The sequence below is a fragment of the Rhodococcus gannanensis genome, from assembly GCF_042681175.1.
GTDB classification, from domain to species: Bacteria; Actinomycetota; Actinomycetes; order Mycobacteriales; family Mycobacteriaceae; genus Rhodococcus_G; species Rhodococcus_G gannanensis.
In genome coordinates, this window is the sequence record NZ_JBHUFB010000022.1 from 272,857 (window position 1) to 288,899 (window position 16,043).

Annotated in this window: 15 protein-coding genes and 1 riboswitch; of the genes, 8 read left to right on the forward strand and 7 right to left on the reverse strand. The window is 69.6% G+C overall.

Features of this window, described 5'->3' with window-relative positions; translation table 11 throughout:
* The first annotated feature begins 40 nt into the window (after positions 1 to 40).
* The gene (locus ACFSJG_RS26705; protein WP_378488271.1) at positions 41 to 1,768 is read left to right on the forward strand and encodes an amidohydrolase; all 1,728 of its coding nucleotides are present in this window, start codon (positions 41 to 43) and stop codon (positions 1,766 to 1,768) included.
* Between the two features lie 64 nt (positions 1,769 to 1,832).
* Here ACFSJG_RS26705 and ACFSJG_RS26710 read toward each other — a convergent pair whose 3' ends face one another.
* Both ACFSJG_RS26710 and ACFSJG_RS26715 read right to left on the reverse strand, forming a co-directional pair.
* On the reverse strand, positions 1,833 to 2,450 hold the full coding sequence (locus ACFSJG_RS26710) for a hypothetical protein (protein ID WP_378488272.1): 618 nt from the start codon (positions 2,448 to 2,450) through the stop codon (positions 1,833 to 1,835).
* Between the two features lie 153 nt (positions 2,451 to 2,603).
* Positions 2,604 to 3,884, reverse strand: coding sequence for an aminotransferase class V-fold PLP-dependent enzyme (locus tag ACFSJG_RS26715; RefSeq protein WP_378488273.1), 1,281 nt, complete (start codon positions 3,882 to 3,884; stop codon positions 2,604 to 2,606).
* Between the two features lie 51 nt (positions 3,885 to 3,935).
* Positions 3,936 to 4,052: riboswitch (SAM riboswitch) on the reverse strand.
* A gap of 181 nt (positions 4,053 to 4,233) precedes the next feature.
* Here ACFSJG_RS26715 and ACFSJG_RS26720 point away from each other — a divergent pair.
* Positions 4,234 to 5,457 carry a L,D-transpeptidase gene (locus ACFSJG_RS26720; protein WP_378488274.1) on the forward strand — a complete coding sequence of 408 codons (1,224 nt, stop codon included), beginning with the start codon at positions 4,234 to 4,236 and terminating at the stop codon, positions 5,455 to 5,457.
* Between the two features lie 129 nt (positions 5,458 to 5,586).
* Here the strand turns inward: ACFSJG_RS26720 and ACFSJG_RS26725 are convergent, their stop codons facing one another.
* The 5 genes from ACFSJG_RS26725 to ACFSJG_RS26745 are packed head-to-tail and all read right to left on the reverse strand — an operon-like array spanning position 5,587 to position 9,412.
* Positions 5,587 to 6,450 carry a heme-dependent oxidative N-demethylase subunit alpha family protein gene (locus ACFSJG_RS26725; RefSeq protein WP_378488275.1) on the reverse strand — a complete coding sequence of 288 codons (864 nt, stop codon included), beginning with the start codon at positions 6,448 to 6,450 and terminating at the stop codon, positions 5,587 to 5,589.
* Positions 6,451 to 6,508: 58 nt separating this feature from the next.
* Positions 6,509 to 7,504, reverse strand: coding sequence for a heme-dependent oxidative N-demethylase family protein (locus ACFSJG_RS26730; RefSeq protein ID WP_378488276.1), 996 nt, complete (start codon positions 7,502 to 7,504; stop codon positions 6,509 to 6,511).
* Positions 7,501 to 8,490 carry a PDR/VanB family oxidoreductase gene (locus tag ACFSJG_RS26735; RefSeq protein ID WP_378488277.1) on the reverse strand — a complete coding sequence of 330 codons (990 nt, stop codon included), beginning with the start codon at positions 8,488 to 8,490 and terminating at the stop codon, positions 7,501 to 7,503. The genes ACFSJG_RS26730 and ACFSJG_RS26735 overlap by 4 nt, the downstream gene beginning before the upstream one ends.
* Positions 8,487 to 9,020 (reverse strand): dimethylamine monooxygenase subunit DmmA family protein, encoded by a 534-nt coding sequence (locus ACFSJG_RS26740; protein ID WP_378488278.1) that lies wholly within the window; start codon positions 9,018 to 9,020, stop codon positions 8,487 to 8,489. Before ACFSJG_RS26740 ends, ACFSJG_RS26735 begins: the two co-directional genes overlap by 4 nt.
* Before the next feature lie 11 nt (positions 9,021 to 9,031).
* Positions 9,032 to 9,412, reverse strand: coding sequence for an ethanolamine utilization protein (locus ACFSJG_RS26745; RefSeq protein WP_378488279.1), 381 nt, complete (start codon positions 9,410 to 9,412; stop codon positions 9,032 to 9,034).
* Between the two features lie 345 nt (positions 9,413 to 9,757).
* On the opposite strand from ACFSJG_RS26745, the gene glnT reads away from it, so the two are divergent.
* The 6 genes from glnT to ACFSJG_RS26775 all read left to right on the forward strand — a co-directional run bounded on the left by glnT (position 9,758) and on the right by ACFSJG_RS26775 (position 15,992).
* The gene (gene glnT, locus ACFSJG_RS26750) at positions 9,758 to 11,122 is read left to right on the forward strand and encodes a type III glutamate--ammonia ligase (RefSeq protein WP_378488280.1); all 1,365 of its coding nucleotides are present in this window, start codon (positions 9,758 to 9,760) and stop codon (positions 11,120 to 11,122) included.
* Positions 11,123 to 11,153: 31 nt separating this feature from the next.
* Positions 11,154 to 12,041: a class II glutamine amidotransferase domain-containing protein gene (locus ACFSJG_RS26755; RefSeq protein ID WP_378488281.1), complete on the forward strand. Its 888-nt coding sequence runs from the start codon at positions 11,154 to 11,156 to the stop codon at positions 12,039 to 12,041.
* Positions 12,042 to 12,105: 64 nt separating this feature from the next.
* Positions 12,106 to 12,804: a GltB/FmdC/FwdC-like GXGXG domain-containing protein gene (locus ACFSJG_RS26760; protein WP_378488282.1), complete on the forward strand. Its 699-nt coding sequence runs from the start codon at positions 12,106 to 12,108 to the stop codon at positions 12,802 to 12,804.
* Between the two features lie 59 nt (positions 12,805 to 12,863).
* Positions 12,864 to 14,195 (forward strand): FMN-binding glutamate synthase family protein, encoded by a 1,332-nt coding sequence (locus tag ACFSJG_RS26765; RefSeq protein WP_378488283.1) that lies wholly within the window; start codon positions 12,864 to 12,866, stop codon positions 14,193 to 14,195.
* 1 nt (position 14,196) lies between these two features.
* Positions 14,197 to 15,426, forward strand: a complete 1,230-nt coding sequence (locus tag ACFSJG_RS26770; protein ID WP_378488284.1) for an allantoate amidohydrolase — start codon at positions 14,197 to 14,199, stop codon at positions 15,424 to 15,426.
* Positions 15,426 to 15,992 carry a HutD/Ves family protein gene (locus tag ACFSJG_RS26775; protein ID WP_378488285.1) on the forward strand — a complete coding sequence of 189 codons (567 nt, stop codon included), beginning with the start codon at positions 15,426 to 15,428 and terminating at the stop codon, positions 15,990 to 15,992. The genes ACFSJG_RS26770 and ACFSJG_RS26775 overlap by 1 nt, the downstream gene beginning before the upstream one ends.
* Positions 15,993 to 16,043 lie beyond the last annotated feature (51 nt).

Here is a 16,043-nt window from a genome sequence, read left to right on the forward strand (position 1 = left end):
GGATCGGTTGGTCCCCGCTGTCATAGAGGAGGCGGCGTCCATGAACTTTGCTCCGCACGGGCCGGCGCTGGACAGTCACTGCGGCTGCCACACCGGTGAACTACTGGGCGCCCTGGCACCGGAGGTCGGTGCCGGGTTCGCGGCGTCGGGTCCGGCCGACCGCCCCGGCCCGGCGGGAGAACTCGTGGTGCGGGGCCGGGTCTGCACCATGAACCCGGCACAGCCCTCCGCCGAGGCGATCGCGGTGGCCGACGGCAGGATCACCGCAATCGGCTCGTACGACGAGATCCGTGGCTACACCGGAGCCGATGCCACGCTGCTGGACGTCGGTGACCGTGTCGTCTACCCGGGATTCATCGAGCCACACATGCACTACTGGAGTTCCGCACTCACCTTCGACTGGATCGACTGCGCGACGCGCGGTGGCGTCGGCTTCGAGGAGATCGCGGCCCGGCTCCGCCAGGCGGAGCCGGTCGTGGGCGAGTGGGTGCTCGGACAACTGTTCGATCCGTCCCTCGTCGAGGGCGAGCGGCCCCTGTCCCGCGACGTGCTGGACGAGATCCAGCCGGACCGCCCGTGCGCGGTCATCGATGCGTCCCAGCACTTCGTCTACTGCAACTCCCGTGCGCTGGAACTGGCCGGAATCACCGAGGACACCCTGGACCCGGAAGGCGGCTTCCTCGGCCGCGACGAGAACGGGCGGCTGAACGGCGCGCTCGGCGAGATCCCGGCGATGATCCGGATCATCGGCGCGCTGCCGACCACCAGCCCGGAACGCCTCGTCGAGAATCTGCTCAGGGTCAACGCGTACGCGGCGAGCCGCGGCTACACCCGCACCCACGATGCCGCGACCGGCGTCCTCCGGGGTCCGGAGGAGGTGGAGATCTTCCGACGATTGGCTCCTCGCTTCGACGTACGGGTCAGCTTCGCGGTCCACGACTACGCCATGGACGCGGTTCTCGCAGCAGGCACGGCTGCGTTCGAGGGCGACGACATGTGCCGGGCGACGTCGTGGAAGTTCGTCTCCGACGGTTCCAACCAGGGACGCAGCGGGTATCAACGCGAACCGTATCTCGGCCGGAACGCGCGCGGCGAGGTCAACTACGACCGCGCCACCCTGGCCGGACGGCTCCGACGGGCCCATGAACTGGGCTGGCAGGTGATGGTGCACGCCAACGGGGACGCCGCGATCGACCTCGCACTCGACGCGTTCGAGGAGGCACTGGGCGGCACGTCCGGGCTCGGTCGCAGGCACCGGATCGAGCACTGCTCGTTCGCCCATCCCGAGCAGCTCGATCGGATGGCGCGGCTGGGGATCTCGCCGAGTTTCCTGATCAACCACGTGTACTTCTGGGGCCAGGCGTTCGAGGACCGGATCGTCGGTCCGGAGAAGGCCCGGCTCCTCGACCCCGTCGGCGGGGCGCGGCGGCGCGGAATGCGGGTCTCGGTGCACAGCGACTACACGGTGACCGACCTGGATCCGCTGCGTGAGATCCAGGTCCAGGTCACCCGCGAGAGGTTCGGCGGGACGCCCCTCAATCCGGACGAGGCGGTCGGGGTGGAGGACGCGGTCCGCGCGAAGACCGTCGACGCTGCCTGGCAGACGCACTGCGACGACGTGGCCGGCTCGATCGAGGTCGGCAAGTACGCCGATCTCGTGGTGCTCGACGCCGACCCGTGCGAGGTCGATCCCGAGCGGATCGCGGAGATCGAGGTGCTGCGCACCATCGTCGGCGGACGAACGGTGTACGACGCCTCGTCGATCTGACACGCTCCGAAAGCGGACACCCCGCCCGCGGATCAGCCGAGGATCGGCGGACGGGGTGTCCGCGTCAGGACGCGAGTGCGCGCGGCGTGAGACCGAATCGGCCCAGGACCTCGCCGAGAACCGCGGACGGCCGCGTCACCCCCGCCGCGTGCAGCGGCGGAAGCACGTCGTCGACGACACGGTCGAGCACCTGCGGCAGGACGAGCGGCAACAGGGTGACGCCGTCGGCCACACCGGCGGTGCGGATGTCGGAGAGCAGCCCGACCAGCCCGGTCGCCGTCCCTGCGTACCAGATGGATTCCGGCACCCGGCGGTCCGGCAGACCCGCATCGAGCCGGGCGAGTTCGCGGTACGCGGTGCGGTGGTCGTCGGCGAGGAGCACCTCGACGTCGAGGAGGACGGCGACGGTGTCGGGATCGCGACCGTCGCGTTCGGCGCGGGTGCGCACGACCTCCCGCTTACGGCGCGCCTCCCCCAGGTCGTGGGCGCGAACCCGGACGACGGAGCCGGGATCGCCCGCGAGGTCGAGGGTCGACGAGGTCAGTTCGACCCAGTAGTCGCTGAGGCCGGGCGGGATTCGGAAGTCGGTGTGGGCGGCGGCCGCGGGATGGCGGCCTGCCCCGGAGAGTTCGACGGCCACGTGCAGCGGCCGGGGCGATGTGTTCGAGAAGGATGCAGACATGACTGGTCCTCGGATGGTGCGGAAGGGTCGGGGGTCGGTCGAGGCAGTGCTCAGACCGGACAGCTGCCCGACGCGGTGCGGCAGAGGTCGACGTGCCGACGGCACCACTGGCCGTCGATCGTCTCCGCCGCGTCCGAGGTCATGCCGCCGATACTAGCGGCCGGCGGCGGACGACGTCGCGCGCCCGCGCACGAAATCCGCGACGGCGCCGATCAGGCGGTCGACGTCGGCGCTGCTGCTGCCGAGCCCGAGGCTGGCGCGGACCGCGCCCTCGCCGTGCCCGAGGCGGGCGAGGAGCGGGTGCGCGCAGAAGCGGCCGTCACGGACACCGATGCCGTAGTTGTCGGACAGGAACGTCGCCACCTCGCGCGGCTCGGCGCCCGCGACGGTGAACGTGACGATGCCGACCGCGTCCGCGGAATCGGGCCAGACACGCAGGATCTCGATGCCGTCGATGTCGGAGAGGCCGGCGACCAGCCGGTCGCACAGGATCCGCTCGTGCAGTTCGGCCTCGTCGGCGTCGAAGCCGGCGAGCGCCTCGCAGGCCGCGGCGATCGCGACGGCGCCGAGGACGTTCGGGGTGCCGGCTTCGTGCCGCTGCGGCGCGGCGGCCCACTGCACGTCGTCGAGGTCGACGTTCTTGGTGGCTCCGCCGCCGGCGAGGTACGGGTCGGCCGCGTCGAGCCAGTCGGCGCGGCCGACGAGGGCACCGGCACCGAACGGTGCGTACAGCTTGTGTCCGGAGAACACCAGGTAGTCGACGCCGAGGTCGGAGATGTCGACGCGGCGGTGCGGCAGCAGCTGGGCGGCGTCGACGACGATGCGGGCGCCGCACTCGTGTGCGATCCGCGCGAGGCGGTCGATCGGCAGCACCTCACCGGTGACGTTGGAGGCGCCGGTGACCGCGAGCAGCGCGGCGGGGCGGGTGCAGAGCTCGGCGACGATCCGCTGGATCGTCTCCTCGACGGTGCCGGCGGAACGCACGACGCGAGCGCCGTTTCGGTTCCAGGGCAACAGGTTTGCGTGGTGCTCGATGTCCAGGACGACGGTCTCGCCGGGCACGCAGGAGGCGAGGAGGTTGAGCGCGTCGGTGGTGTTGCGGGTGAACACGACGACGTCGTCCTCACGGGCTCCGACGAAGTCGGCGACGACGCCACGAGCACCCTCGTAGCGCTCGGTGCAGACCTGCGACGCGAAGCCGGCGCCGCGGTGCACGCTGGCGTAGAAGGGCAGCAGGTCCTGGACCCGAGCGGCGACGGAGGACAGTGCGGGGGCACTGGCCGCGTAGTCGAAGTTCGCGTAGGTGACGGCGCTGCCGTCGGCGAGCGGAGCAACCAGATCCGACCCACACACGGACGCGAAAGGTGCGGTGTCACAAGAGGTTTCATTGACCGAGAGGTCGGCACAGGTGGTGGATTCCAGAACAGCGGTCATGGCGTCATCCCTTGGAGCTCAGGGACCCGTGCGTGAGGTGGTTGTGCATCGAGTCCGCGCTTGCCGTGCCCGGAATTGGATGCACGGCCTGGTCGTCACCCGGGGCACCCCACCGCGGAGGAGGGTTGCCGGCCAGCAAGCCGGGGCTGAACGCTGGCACTCATGACCTGAAGCGAGAATGGCAGCCGCGCCGAGCGCCTGTCAACCCGAACACCCAACGCGGCATCGTGACCTGCATCACCTTCCCGTCGTCGGCGTGCGGCGGCTTCCGTGGCCGACCGCCCATGGAAACCCGTGCTCACGTCGCTCGATACGCTGGTGGGACGGGTTCCGATCTGGGAGGCATGTCGTGCCGCGTCTTCGCCGAATTTTTCTCGTTCTCGCCGCGCTCGTCGCGACGATCGCGCTCGTCGCCGGATGCTCGGGCGACTCCGGTTCGCCGGATGGCGGCGCGCCCGGCTCGCAGGAGTCCGAGGCGACGATCACCTTCACGCCCACCGATCTCAGCGCACCTGTCGATCCGCTGCGCCCGATCACGGTCGACGTCACGAACGGCACGCTGACCTCGGTGACCCTGACCAATCCGGAGGGCAAGGTGATCGACGGCATCACCACACCGGACCAGGCGTCGTGGAAGCCGGCCGAGCCGCTGGGCTACGGCAAGACGTACGCGCTGGCGGCGCAGGCCGTCGACAGCCGGGGCGTCGAGACCTCACGCGACGCGTCGTTCACCACCGTCACCCCGAACAACCAAACGGCCCTGTACCTGACCACCACGGGCGGACAACCCCTCGCCGACGGCGGAACCTACGGCGTCGGACTGGTCGTCGTCGCCCACTTCGACGAGCCGATCGGGGACCGCGCCGCGGCCGAGCGGGCGATGACCGTGACCACCACTCCCCCGGTCCAGGGCTCGTGGTTCTGGGTCGACGACCAGAACGCCCACTGGCGACCGCAGCAGTACTACACGCCGGGAACGACGGTGTCGGTGGACGCGAAGATCTACGGCGTCGACCTCGGCAACGGGCTCTACGGACAGCAGGACGAGTCGGTGTCGTTCCGCATCGGCGACTCGCACGTCTCCATCGCCGACGACAACACCAAGACGGTGGCGGTCTACGAGAACGGTCAGCTGATCCGGGAGATGCCGACGTCGATGGGCATGGGCGGCACCGAGACCGTCGGGGACACGACGCTGTCGTTCTGGACGCAGCCGGGTGTCTACACGGTGATGGACAAGGCGAATCCGGTGATCATGGACTCCTCGACGTACGGGCTGCCGATCAACTCGCGCCTCGGCTACAAGGAGTCGATCAACTGGGCGACGCGGATCAGCACCGACGGCATCTACCTCCACGAACTCGCCTCGACCATCTGGGCCCAGGGCAACACCAACGTCTCGCACGGCTGCCTGAACCTCAGCCCCGAGAACGCGCAGTGGTTCTTCGAGTTCTCGGGACCGGGCGACGTCGTCGAGGTCCGCAACACCGGCGGCGCCCCGCTCGAGGTGTGGCAGAACGGCGACTGGGGCCTGCCCTGGGACCAGTGGCTGGCGGGTAGCGCGCTGAACTAGATGTCCAGCAACCATCGTCGTAGCCCGGCTGGGTGAATCGGCCGCAAAATCGGGCGAATCGGGAACCGTCACCACAGGTCACAGCACCTTGGGGACGAGGATTCCACGCTGTGCGTTCGGCGAGATCCCCTACGCCGCCGAATCGCCCTGCGCGACCGTCTCTTCCGTGGCTGCGGCCCATGCCCGAAGCCACGCGACCACGGGCGCCCCGACTACGTCGACGCCCCTGGACGCGGCCACCTCGGCAGGAAGGCACTCGACGGCGTCGGCGAGTTGTTCGGCCCACTCGGCGACGGTGGCGATGTCCGCGAGGGAGGCCGTGTACGAGCGGGTGGTGACCATCAGCGCACCGGTCACGGGGAGCCTGGTCAGGTGTTCGACCTCGATCCGCATCCGGATGCGTCCCCATTCTGCGTCGACCATCGCGTCGGCACCTGAATCGCTCTGCGCGAACGTCCAATTCATCTGCCGATACACCTGGTCGACAGTCAGCGGGCGCAGGAACCATTCGGTGGCGGCGAGCTCGGGCTTGCCTGCCGCGGCCGGCACGGCGTCGAGGCGCAGTGCGCCGTCACGCTCGGTGAGCAGCAGGATATCCTCGGGTACCTGACGCCCGATGAACGTCAGGGGATGTTCGGGCAGGGTCCCCGAGTTTCCTTGCAGGAAGTCCTGATCTATGCCGAGAAGCCTGTTCACCCAGCGGTATTCGGTGCCGTCTCGGTGCAGTTCCATCGAGTCCGGGTAGTCCGCCGCGAGCCTGCCCATCAGGTACAGCATCGCGTCCCAGCACGCGGGCGCCGTGTCCGAAGACAGGCGGAGGAGGCCCGGATCGGCGGCGAACGCCGCAGCCCGTGACGCCATCACCTCCACATAGTCCGATCCGAGATCGCCGACGGCGCCGTCCTCCCCGGACACCGGGGTGAACGCGTCCTCGGGATCGGGAAACGGCCAGGGCAGACGGGCAAGATCGCTGATGTGTACAGGCAAGGTCACGCGCGCTCCTCCGAGAATCCTGAATGTGGATGGATGGTCGTGCTGTCGAGCCCTCTGTTCAGTTGTGTGTCCCCGCGTATTCCCGGAGCCAGTCGATGCCCGGTCCACGGGTACGGGTGATTCCCTTGTAGTCGGCGATGTCGTCGGGCAGTTCGACGAGGATGTCGTGCAGTCGCTGCGCCCACTCGGGCACGAGGGCGACGTCCTCGAGGGGCAGCATGTGAGTGCGGATGAGGAACAGGATGGCGTTCGAGGCGCCGAGCCGGATCAGGTGCTGCACCTCCACCCGCAAGTGCAGGCGCCGTCCGACGTCGGCGAGCGGCCCCTCCGCGAGCAGCCTCCGGTCCCGACCCCAGTCGGGGTAGGTCTCGGTGGCGGTGTCGAGTCGCCGGTCCACGGTCAGCGTCCAGTTCGTGCGTCGATAGCGCTGTCCCGCTTGCAGTCCCATGAGGAACTGCTGGGCACGCGGGATGACGCCCTCCTCGTGGACGCGGGGCACCGGTCCGTGGATCTGCAGGAAGCTCATCCCGACGTCGAAACGCAGCGACCAGTCGGCGGCGAAGGTGACCAGGCCCGCGTCACCCCACAGGGCGCCCTGGCGCTGGTCGAGCAGGACGATGTCCTCCTGGACCTGCCGGCCGATGTACCGCAGGGGCGGCTCCGGCAGGGTGTCGGGGTCACCCGGCACGAAGCTCTGCTCCCAGCCGAGTTCACCATTGCGCCAGTGCCATTCGGATCCGATTCGGGTCAGGGAGAACCGGTCGGGGTGGGCGTCGGCGAGCATCCGCATGAGGGTCGTCATCGTCTCCCACTGCGCGACGTCCATGTGAGGCAGCGCCTGGAAGCGGGACGGATCGGCGGCCAGGACACGGTCCCGTTCGACGAGTTCGTCGCGGTAGTACTCGTCGACGTCGACGGGGTGCTCACCCCACCCGCCCGCCGCGGTGACGGCGCGAGTGCCCGCCGGTTCCACGTTGGTGCTGTAGCGGTACGTCTCGTGTGGGAAGGGGAACGGGAAGCCGACGACGCGCGCCGGCAGGGCCACCGCAGTCACAGATCCACCTCGATTCGGTTGCCGTCGGCGCGGGAGACACACGGCATGAAGTGGCCGCCGCTCTCCTTCTCCGACTCGGTCAGGTACAGGTCTCGGTGTACGGGGCTGCCGCCGACGACGGCGGTGCGGCACTCCCCGCAGACACCCTGTCGGCAGAGGTTCGGGACCGCGACGCCGCTGCGCTCGAGCGCGTCGAGTGCGCTGACCCCGGACGGGACCTCGACGTCGATTCCGCTGCGCCGCAGACCGAGGGTGAACGGCTCACCTGCGTCGAGTTCACCGACACCGAAGTGCTCGTAGTGGATTCGGGTGTCCGGCCAGCCCGCCGCGCCGGCTCGGGCCACGAGGTCGTCGATGAGCACGCCGGGACCGCAGGCGTACAGGTGCGTTCCGAGCGGGCTGTCGAGCAGTGTGGGCGCGAGCGCAGCCCAGAACTCGTCGGGCGTGTGGTGGCAGTGCAGCTGGTCCCCGCACAGCTCCCGGAGCTCGTCCAGGTGGGGTCCATCGCCGGGACGGAAGGTGTAGTGCACCTCGAACGACCGACCCCAGGCTGCGGCCGCCCGCACGTGCGAGAGGATCGGCGTCACCCCGATGCCGCCCGCGACGAGCAGATGGTGCCGCGCGGTGAGGACGGGTGCGAATGCGCTTCGGGGACGGCTGATCTCGACAGCGTCCCCTGCTGCGAGATCGTGAATCCACCGCGATCCCCCGCGCCCGGCGGGGTCGAGGCGGACGGAGATCTCGTAGGCGTCGGGCTCGAACTCGGGCCCGGTCAGCGAGTACGAGTTGGTGCGGGGCCGACCGTCCGGGTCGGTTCCGCAGGACACCACGACATGGCTGCCCGGTGTGAACGACGGCAACGGCGTTCCGGCGGGATCGACGAACCGTACGTGGCGGACACCGTCGACGAGGGTGTCGACGGTGTCCACGACGAGCGTCCTGGTGGGAGCGTCGCCGCGCACCGGCAGGTCGGAAGTGACGGTCACGGGCGGTCCTCCGCATCGTTCATGTAGCCCAGGTAGGCACCGGTGCGGCGCGACAGGTGGTGATAGACGACGAGGTCGGCGGCGCATTCCGGGCATCGCGTGAGCCCACCGACCGGGACCGGGGCGAGGTGGACGGTGGCGCAGTGCGCGCAGTGGACGCTGCGGACGTCGGACTCGACTCCGCCCACGTCGACGACCTCGGCGAGGATCTCGTCGTCGAGGACGCCCGCTTCGAGCGCCCGGGCCTGCGCCGCGAGTACCGGCGCCTCGGCGCCGACGAGGACGAGGCGCCACCCCACGCGCGCGGCGACGAGCCTGCGGTCCAGGACGTCGGCCGCGAGCTGCGTCCACTCCGGCGGCAACCGCAGCCAGTCGACACGGGTTCCGGCGTAGGCGCCGACAAGTTCCTGCGCCCGTCGTCCGGCGACGCCACCGAACGAGAGGACGGTGACCGCGCGGCCGCCGCCGGCGACGGCGGCCCGCTCGCTGTGCCACCGTCCGACGGTGGTGGTCTCCATACAGACGGCCATGGGATCACTCCTCACGGTGCGAAGCTGCGCTGGCCGACGTAGAACGCGAGCGCTCCCGCCGGGGTGGTGAACCGGATCCGCGAGCCCTTCGGGAAGAAGATCGCGTCGCGGGGACCCGCGGTCTCGATCTGCCCGGTGTCGAGGTTCTCGAGCCGGAACTCGCCGTCGAGCACGACCTTCATCTCGTCGTACTCGTAGGTGTAGTCGAGGGGGGCGTCGGTGGGATCGAGCTTGAAGTAGCCGGCAGCCATCTCCGACCCCTCGGGGTTCGGATAGACGTCGTCGATGTAGCCCTCGGTGCCGGGGAACTCCTCCAGAGACATCTGCGGGAGCGACTTCCAGAAGCCGGAGGTGACACGGAACGCGGGAACGGTGGAGGTGACGTCGGCCATGGGAGCTCCTGGTGGCGGGGGCCGGGCGGTGCCGGCGGAGGTACGGGGTCACGCCGAATCGCTGGCGTGAAACGCACGCTACTGAGAGGAAACCCACCGGGCAATTGCCGGACGGTTAACTTGTGTAACCGAATCCTCTCTCCCTCAACGGGATTCGATCTCCGCCGGGTACGAGAACTCGTCACAGCAACCTGACGCGGCCGTAACACGCCCGTCATGCGTGCTATGTTTCCTGATATTCGACAGCGATTCACCCAGTGAAACACCGCTAGGAGCCCAGCAGGAACCGGCACCTACCGCCGACACCACGCGAACGACTCGCAGCCGAGATGACCAGGAGCCCTGATGACGCTCGACACCACCGACCTCACCGTGATGCGCCTACCCTCGTCGCCCGACGGTGACCCCACCGACCTCGCCGGCCTGGCCCACGCCACCGGCACCCGCTTCATCCTCGCGATCTTCGTCAACCTGGCCGGAAAGCCCTGCGCGAAGCTGGTCCCGGTCGAGGCCGTCGACGAGCTGGCGACCGACGGTGTCGGGTTCGCCGGCTACGCCGCGGGTGCGATGGGTCAGGAACCGAAGGACCCCGACCTCGTCGCCATTCCCGATCCGTCCTCGTTCACCCCGATCCCCTTCGTGCGCCCGGGTCTCGCGCTCGTGCACTGCGACCCGTACGTCGAGGGCAAGCCCTGGCCCTTCGCCCCCCGCGTCATCCTCAAGAACGTGCTCGCGCAGGCTGCCGAGCAGGGCCTCGACGTCAACGTCGGCGCCGAGATCGAGTACTTCCTCGTCAACAAGGACGAGACCGGCGGCCTGCGCACCGCCGACGCCCTCGACACCTCCCGTCAGCCCTGCTACGACGCCCGCGACGTGACCCGCATGTACGAGCACCTGACCTCGATCTCCGCGGCCATGAACTCGCTGGGCTGGGGCAACTACGCCAACGACCACGAGGACGGCAACGGCCAGTTCGAACAGAACTTCAACTATGCGGACGCGCTGACCACCGCCGACCGTGTCGTGACGCTGCGCTACCTGATCTCCGTGCTCGCGGAGGAACGCGGCATGACCGCCACGTTCATGCCGAAGCCGTTCGCCGACCGCACCGGCAGTGGGCTCCATATGCACCTGTCGCTGTGGCGGGACGGCGAGTCCGTGTTCCCCGACGCAGCCGACCCTCGCGGCCTGGGACTGTCGAAGACGGCCTACGCGTTCATCGCGGGCATCCTCGAACACGCCTGCGCTCTCCAGGGTGTGATCGCACCGACGGTCAACTCCTACAAGCGAACCGGGGCGACCGCGACCAGCAGCGGCGCCACCTGGTCACCGCGCCACGCCACCTACGGCGGCAACGACCGCACCCACTACCTGCGCGTCCCCGACCACAACCGCGTCGAACTGCGCGGCGGTGACGGTTCCGCCAACCCGTATCTCGCCGCGGCGGCCGCGATCGGCGCCGGACTCGACGGCATCGCACGCGACCTCGATCCCGGTGAGCCCGGGGCCGGCTCCGGCCCGGACACCCTGCCGATGACGTTGCTGCACGCGATGGACGCGCTCGCAGCCGACCCCGTCGTCTGCGGGACGCTCGACGCCGCGGGCACCGGAGTCGCCGACTACTTCACCGCGCTCAAGCGCGAGGAATTCTTCAGCTGGCACAACTCGGTCACCCCCTGGGAGGTCGAGACCTACCTGACCGCCTTCTGACCTTCCCACCCCTACCCCAGGAGACTGCAACATGTGCGGAATCGTCGGGCTCCACCTCCGCGAGCCCTCCCTCCACCCCCGACTGGGTGAACTGTTGACCGGAATGCTCGGTGAAATGGTCGACCGCGGACCGGATTCCGCGGGCATGGCCATCTACGGCGATCCCACCTTCTCCCCCGCCGGACACGCTTCGGTGTCCGTGCTCGGAGCCGAGCCAGGCATCGCGGCCGCCGCGAGCGCGGCACTGGGCGTCGACGTGACCGCGATCGACCTGCCGCCGACCACCGTGCTGCACGCCCCCGTCCCCGCGCACGAACTGACGACGGCGATCCGCTCGGTCGATCCCGGCGCGACCGTCATCGGGCTCGGCGACGAGGTCACCGTCCTCAAGGGCATGGGCGATCCGCTCGACCTGGCCCGCGAATTCGGCCTGCCCGCGGCATCCGGCTGGCAGGGCGTCGGACACACCCGGATGGCCACCGAATCCGCGGTCACCGCAGCCGGTTCGCACCCCTTCGCGGTCGGGCCCGACCAGTGCCTCGTCCACAACGGCTCGTTCTCCAACCACCTGTCGGTCAAGCGTGAGCTCGAGGCCGAGGGCGTCGTCTTCGACAGCGAGAACGACACCGAGGTCGGCGCCCGCTTCGTGGCCAAGCACCTCGCCGAGGGCGCGGACCTGGAGAAGGCCCTGCGTCTCCTCGGCGAACGCTTCGACGGCTTCTACACCTTGTTGGTCTCCACGGCCGATTCCTTTGCCGTCGTGCGCGACCCCATCGCCTGCAAGCCCGCGATCGTCGCCGAGACCGACGCCTACGTCGCGATGGCGTCGGAGTTCCGCGCACTCGCCCACCTCCCGGGCATCGCCGACGCGCACCTGTTCGAACCCGAACCGGATCGCGTCTACGTCTGGAACCGCTGACGCTCTACGTCCTCGGTGCGCTGACGCCATCACCGACCACCCCCGACCACCTTCGGAGCCGACCGTGACCCTCACCGACACCCCCACCGTCACCACCTACGACCTCGCCGAGATCTCGACGCGTGAGCTCAACGCCGCGCTGCACGCTACCGAGTCCCCCGCCACCGTGCGGGTCGTCAATCCGCAGGGTGCCCACGCCCTCGCCTGCGGTCTGGACCGCCCCCTCGACGTCACGATCGAGGGCCACACCGGCTACTACACCGCCGGCATGAACAAGCATGCGTCTGTCACGATCGCGGGCAACGCCGGCGTGGGTGTCGGGGAGAACATGATGTCGGGCACCGTCCGCGTCACCGGCGACGCCTCGCAGTCCGCGGGTGCCACCGCGCACGGCGGCCTGCTGGTGATCGAGGGCAACGCCGCAGCCCGCTGCGGCATCTCGATGAAGGGCGTCGACATCGTCGTCGGCGGCGACATCGGGCACATGAGCGCATTCATGGGCCAGGCCGGGCGGCTCGTCGTCCTCGGCGATGCCGGTGAGGCGCTGGGTGATTCGCTGTACGAGGTCCGGATCTACGTGCGTGGCACCGTCGCCTCGCTCGGCGCGGACTGCGTCAAGAAGGAGATGCGAGCCGAGCATCTCGTGGAGCTGCGCGAACTGCTGGACGCCGCCGGCCTCGACGCCGACCCGGCCGATTTCACCCGGTACGGCTCGGCGCGCAGTCTCTACCACTTCCACGTCGACAACGCGTCCGCGTACTGACCCACTCCGCAGAATCCCTGCCTTTCAGCACCCTGCCTTTCAGCAATCAGGAGCACACCATGACGACCTACCAGCCCGGACTGCGCGAGTCGGCCACCTTCGATCGCGGCGTCATCCACGACATCCAGCGTGCCGCCGAGACCGGCATCTACGACATCCGCGGCTGGGGCGCCAAGCGCAAGCTCCCGCACTTCGACGACCTGCTGTTCCTCGGTGCGTCGATGTCCCGCTACCCGCTCGAGGGCTACCGCGAGAAGTGCGACACCGACGTCGTCCTCGGTGACAGGCACGCGAAGTTCCCTCTGCACCTCGACATCCCGGTGACCATCGCGGGGATGAGCTTCGGCGCGTTGTCGGGCCGGGCAAAGGAGGCGCTGGGGCGTGGAGCCAGCGAGGTCGGCACGTCGACCACCACCGGCGACGGCGGCATGACCCCGGAGGAGCGCGGTCAGTCCAAGCACCTGGTCTACCAGTACCTGCCGTCCCGCTACGGCATGAACCCCGACGACCTACGCAAGGCCGACGCGATCGAGATCGTCCTCGGGCAGGGCGCCAAGCCGGGTGGCGGCGGAATGCTGTTGGGCCAGAAGATCACCGAGCGTGTCGCCGGAATGCGTACCCTGCCGGTCGGGATCGACCAGCGCAGTGCGTGCCGGCACCCGGACTGGACCGGTCCGGACGATCTCGCCATCAAGATCATCGAGCTGCGCGAGATCACCGGCTGGGAGAAGCCGATCTATGTGAAGGTCGGCGCCACCCGCACCTACTACGACGTCAAGCTCGCGGTGAAGGCCGGCGCCGACGTCGTCGTGGTCGACGGCATGCAGGGCGGCACCGCCGCGACGCAGGACGTGTTCATCGAGCACGTCGGCATCCCGACGCTGGCCGCGATCCCACAGGCCGTGCAGGCCCTGCAGGAGATGGGCATGCACCGCACCCCCGGCGGCGTGCAGCTGATCGTCTCGGGTGGCATCCGCTCCGGCGCCGACGTCGCCAAGGCGATGGCGCTCGGCGCCGACGCGGTCGCGATCGGCACCGCCGCGCTGATCGCACTGGGCGACAACGATCCCAAGTACCAGCCCGAGTACGAGAAGCTCGGCTCGGGCGCCGGCTTCTACGACGACTTCCAGGACGGGAGGGACCCGGCAGGCATCACCACGCAGGATCCGGAGCTGCAGGCCCGCTTCGATCCGATCGAGGGCGGCCGCCGGCTCGCGAACTACCTGCGCGTGCTCACGATGGAGGCACAGACCATCGCCCGCGCCTGCGGCAAGTCGCACCTGCGGAACCTGGAGCCGCAGGATCTCGTGGCGCTCACCGTCGAGTCGTCCGCGATGGCCCGTGTGCCGCTCGCCGGGACCAACTGGATCCCCGGGCAGGGGCAGTACTGAGATGACCGCATTCGATTCACTGTGGGCGTCGATCATCGACGTCGGCAAGCACGCGACCACCGGCGGCTACCGCCGGTTCGCCTGGAGCGATGCCGATCTCACCCTGCGCGAGTGGTTCCGCGGCTGCGCCGCCGACCGCGGCATGGACGTGGAGGAGGACCGCAACGGCAACCTGTGGGCGTGGTGGCTTCCGGAGGGCTGGGTGGGCGAGCCGACCGGCGCGTTCGTCACCGGATCCCACCTCGACTCGGTGCCCGACGGCGGTGCCTTCGACGGGCCGCTGGGTGTCGTCTCGGCGTTCGCCGCGGTCGACATCCTGCGGGAGCGGGGCGTGGTCCCGACGGTGCCCATCGCGATCACCGCTTTCTCCGACGAGGAGGGCGCCCGCTTCGGCGTCGCCTGCGTGGGCAGCCAGCTCACCACCGGCGCCCTGACACCGAGCCGGGCACTGGGCCTCCGGGACCGGGACGGTATCACCCTCGCCGAGGCGATGACCCGGGCAGGACGCGTCCCCGAGCACGTCGGCGCGGACCCTGTCCTCGTCGACCGGGTCGGCGTGTACGTCGAGTTGCACGTGGAACAGGGTCGCGCGCTGGACCTCGTCGACGCACCGATCGCCGTCGCGTCGTCGATCTGGCCGCACGGCCGGTGGCAGTTCACGTTCACCGGCGAGGCCAATCACGCCGGGGCCACCCGACTCGTCGACCGGCGCGACCCGATGCTGGCCTATGCGTCGTCGGTGCACAGTGCCCGGTCCTGCGCCGCGAACCTCGGTGCGGTCGCGACGTTCGGCAAACTCGAGGTGCTTCCCAACGGGGCCAACGCCATTCCGTCCGAGATCAAGGCGTGGCTCGACGCCCGCGCCGCCGACGAGGAGACGTTGACCAAGCTGGTCGCCGAGATCGAGGCCGAGGCGCGCCGGCACTCGTCCGTCGACGAGATCGGACTCGACGTCTACGCAGAGTCGATCACGCCGATCGTCGAGTTCCCGTCCGGGCCGCGCGAGCGTCTGCGCCGTGCCCTCGCGCACCTCGGCGACATCCCGGTCCTGCCCACCCAGGCCGGACACGACGCGGGCATCCTCGCCGAGAAGGTACCCACCGCAATGATGTTCGTGCGCAACCCCACCGGCGTCTCGCACTCCCCGTACGAGTTCGCCGAAGCGGACGACTGCAACATCGGCGCGCAGGCGCTCGCGGACGTGATGGCGGACTGGACGGCCGGTGCGTGATGCCGACCGTCCACCTGGTGCGAGCCGGCGAGCGGCGACGTGTCCCCTGGCGGAATGGAGCCGGGGTGACCGAAGAGATCGCGGTCGGGCCCGAGAGCACTTCGGGCGAGCCGCTCTGGCGGATCAGTGTCGCGGATCTGGGTGAGACCCCCACCGTGTTCTCCGCGTTCGACGGTCAGGACCGGATCTTCACCGTCGTCGGTGAGCACGCCGTCGCGCTGGAGTGGGAGTCCCGCACGGTGTCGGTGTCGCCGTGGTGTCCCGTGGCGTTCGAGGGTGCGGCGGCGCCGCGGTGCGTCCCCGACGGGGCGACCCTGGCGTTCAACGTCATGGTCGATGCAGGGGTGGCCGACGCGACGGTCGAGTTCGTCGACGTCGGTGCGGATTCCGTCAGGACCGGAACGGACGGCGTGACGGCGCTGTTCGTGAAGTCCGGAGCCGCCTCGGCCGCGGCACACCGAGCGCATCCCGGCGACTGCCTCGTCGTTCGAGACGAGGAGGTGGATCTGCTCGGCGACGCGCGGGGCCTGCTCGTACGAATCAGCCTGTCCCACAGCACGGGGTGACCCGTCGTCACGGCGTCCTGACGATGCCGTAACCCCTTTGTCATGCCCGTC

Coding starts and splice junctions, on each gene's coding strand:
- ACFSJG_RS26745 (WP_378488279.1), bottom strand. CDS start 9,412: ATGGCCGACGTCACCTCCACCGTTCCCGCGTTCCGTGTCACCTCCGGC.
- glnT (WP_378488280.1), top strand. CDS start 9,758: ATGACGCTCGACACCACCGACCTCACCGTGATGCGCCTACCCTCGTCG.
- ACFSJG_RS26755 (WP_378488281.1), top strand. CDS start 11,154: ATGTGCGGAATCGTCGGGCTCCACCTCCGCGAGCCCTCCCTCCACCCC.
- ACFSJG_RS26705 (WP_378488271.1), top strand. CDS start 41: ATGAACTTTGCTCCGCACGGGCCGGCGCTGGACAGTCACTGCGGCTGC.
- ACFSJG_RS26775 (WP_378488285.1), top strand. CDS start 15,426: ATGCCGACCGTCCACCTGGTGCGAGCCGGCGAGCGGCGACGTGTCCCC.
- ACFSJG_RS26715 (WP_378488273.1), bottom strand. CDS start 3,884: ATGACCGCTGTTCTGGAATCCACCACCTGTGCCGACCTCTCGGTCAAT.
- ACFSJG_RS26740 (WP_378488278.1), bottom strand. CDS start 9,020: ATGGCCGTCTGTATGGAGACCACCACCGTCGGACGGTGGCACAGCGAG.
- ACFSJG_RS26710 (WP_378488272.1), bottom strand. CDS start 2,450: ATGTCTGCATCCTTCTCGAACACATCGCCCCGGCCGCTGCACGTGGCC.
- ACFSJG_RS26770 (WP_378488284.1), top strand. CDS start 14,197: ATGACCGCATTCGATTCACTGTGGGCGTCGATCATCGACGTCGGCAAG.
- ACFSJG_RS26765 (WP_378488283.1), top strand. CDS start 12,864: ATGACGACCTACCAGCCCGGACTGCGCGAGTCGGCCACCTTCGATCGC.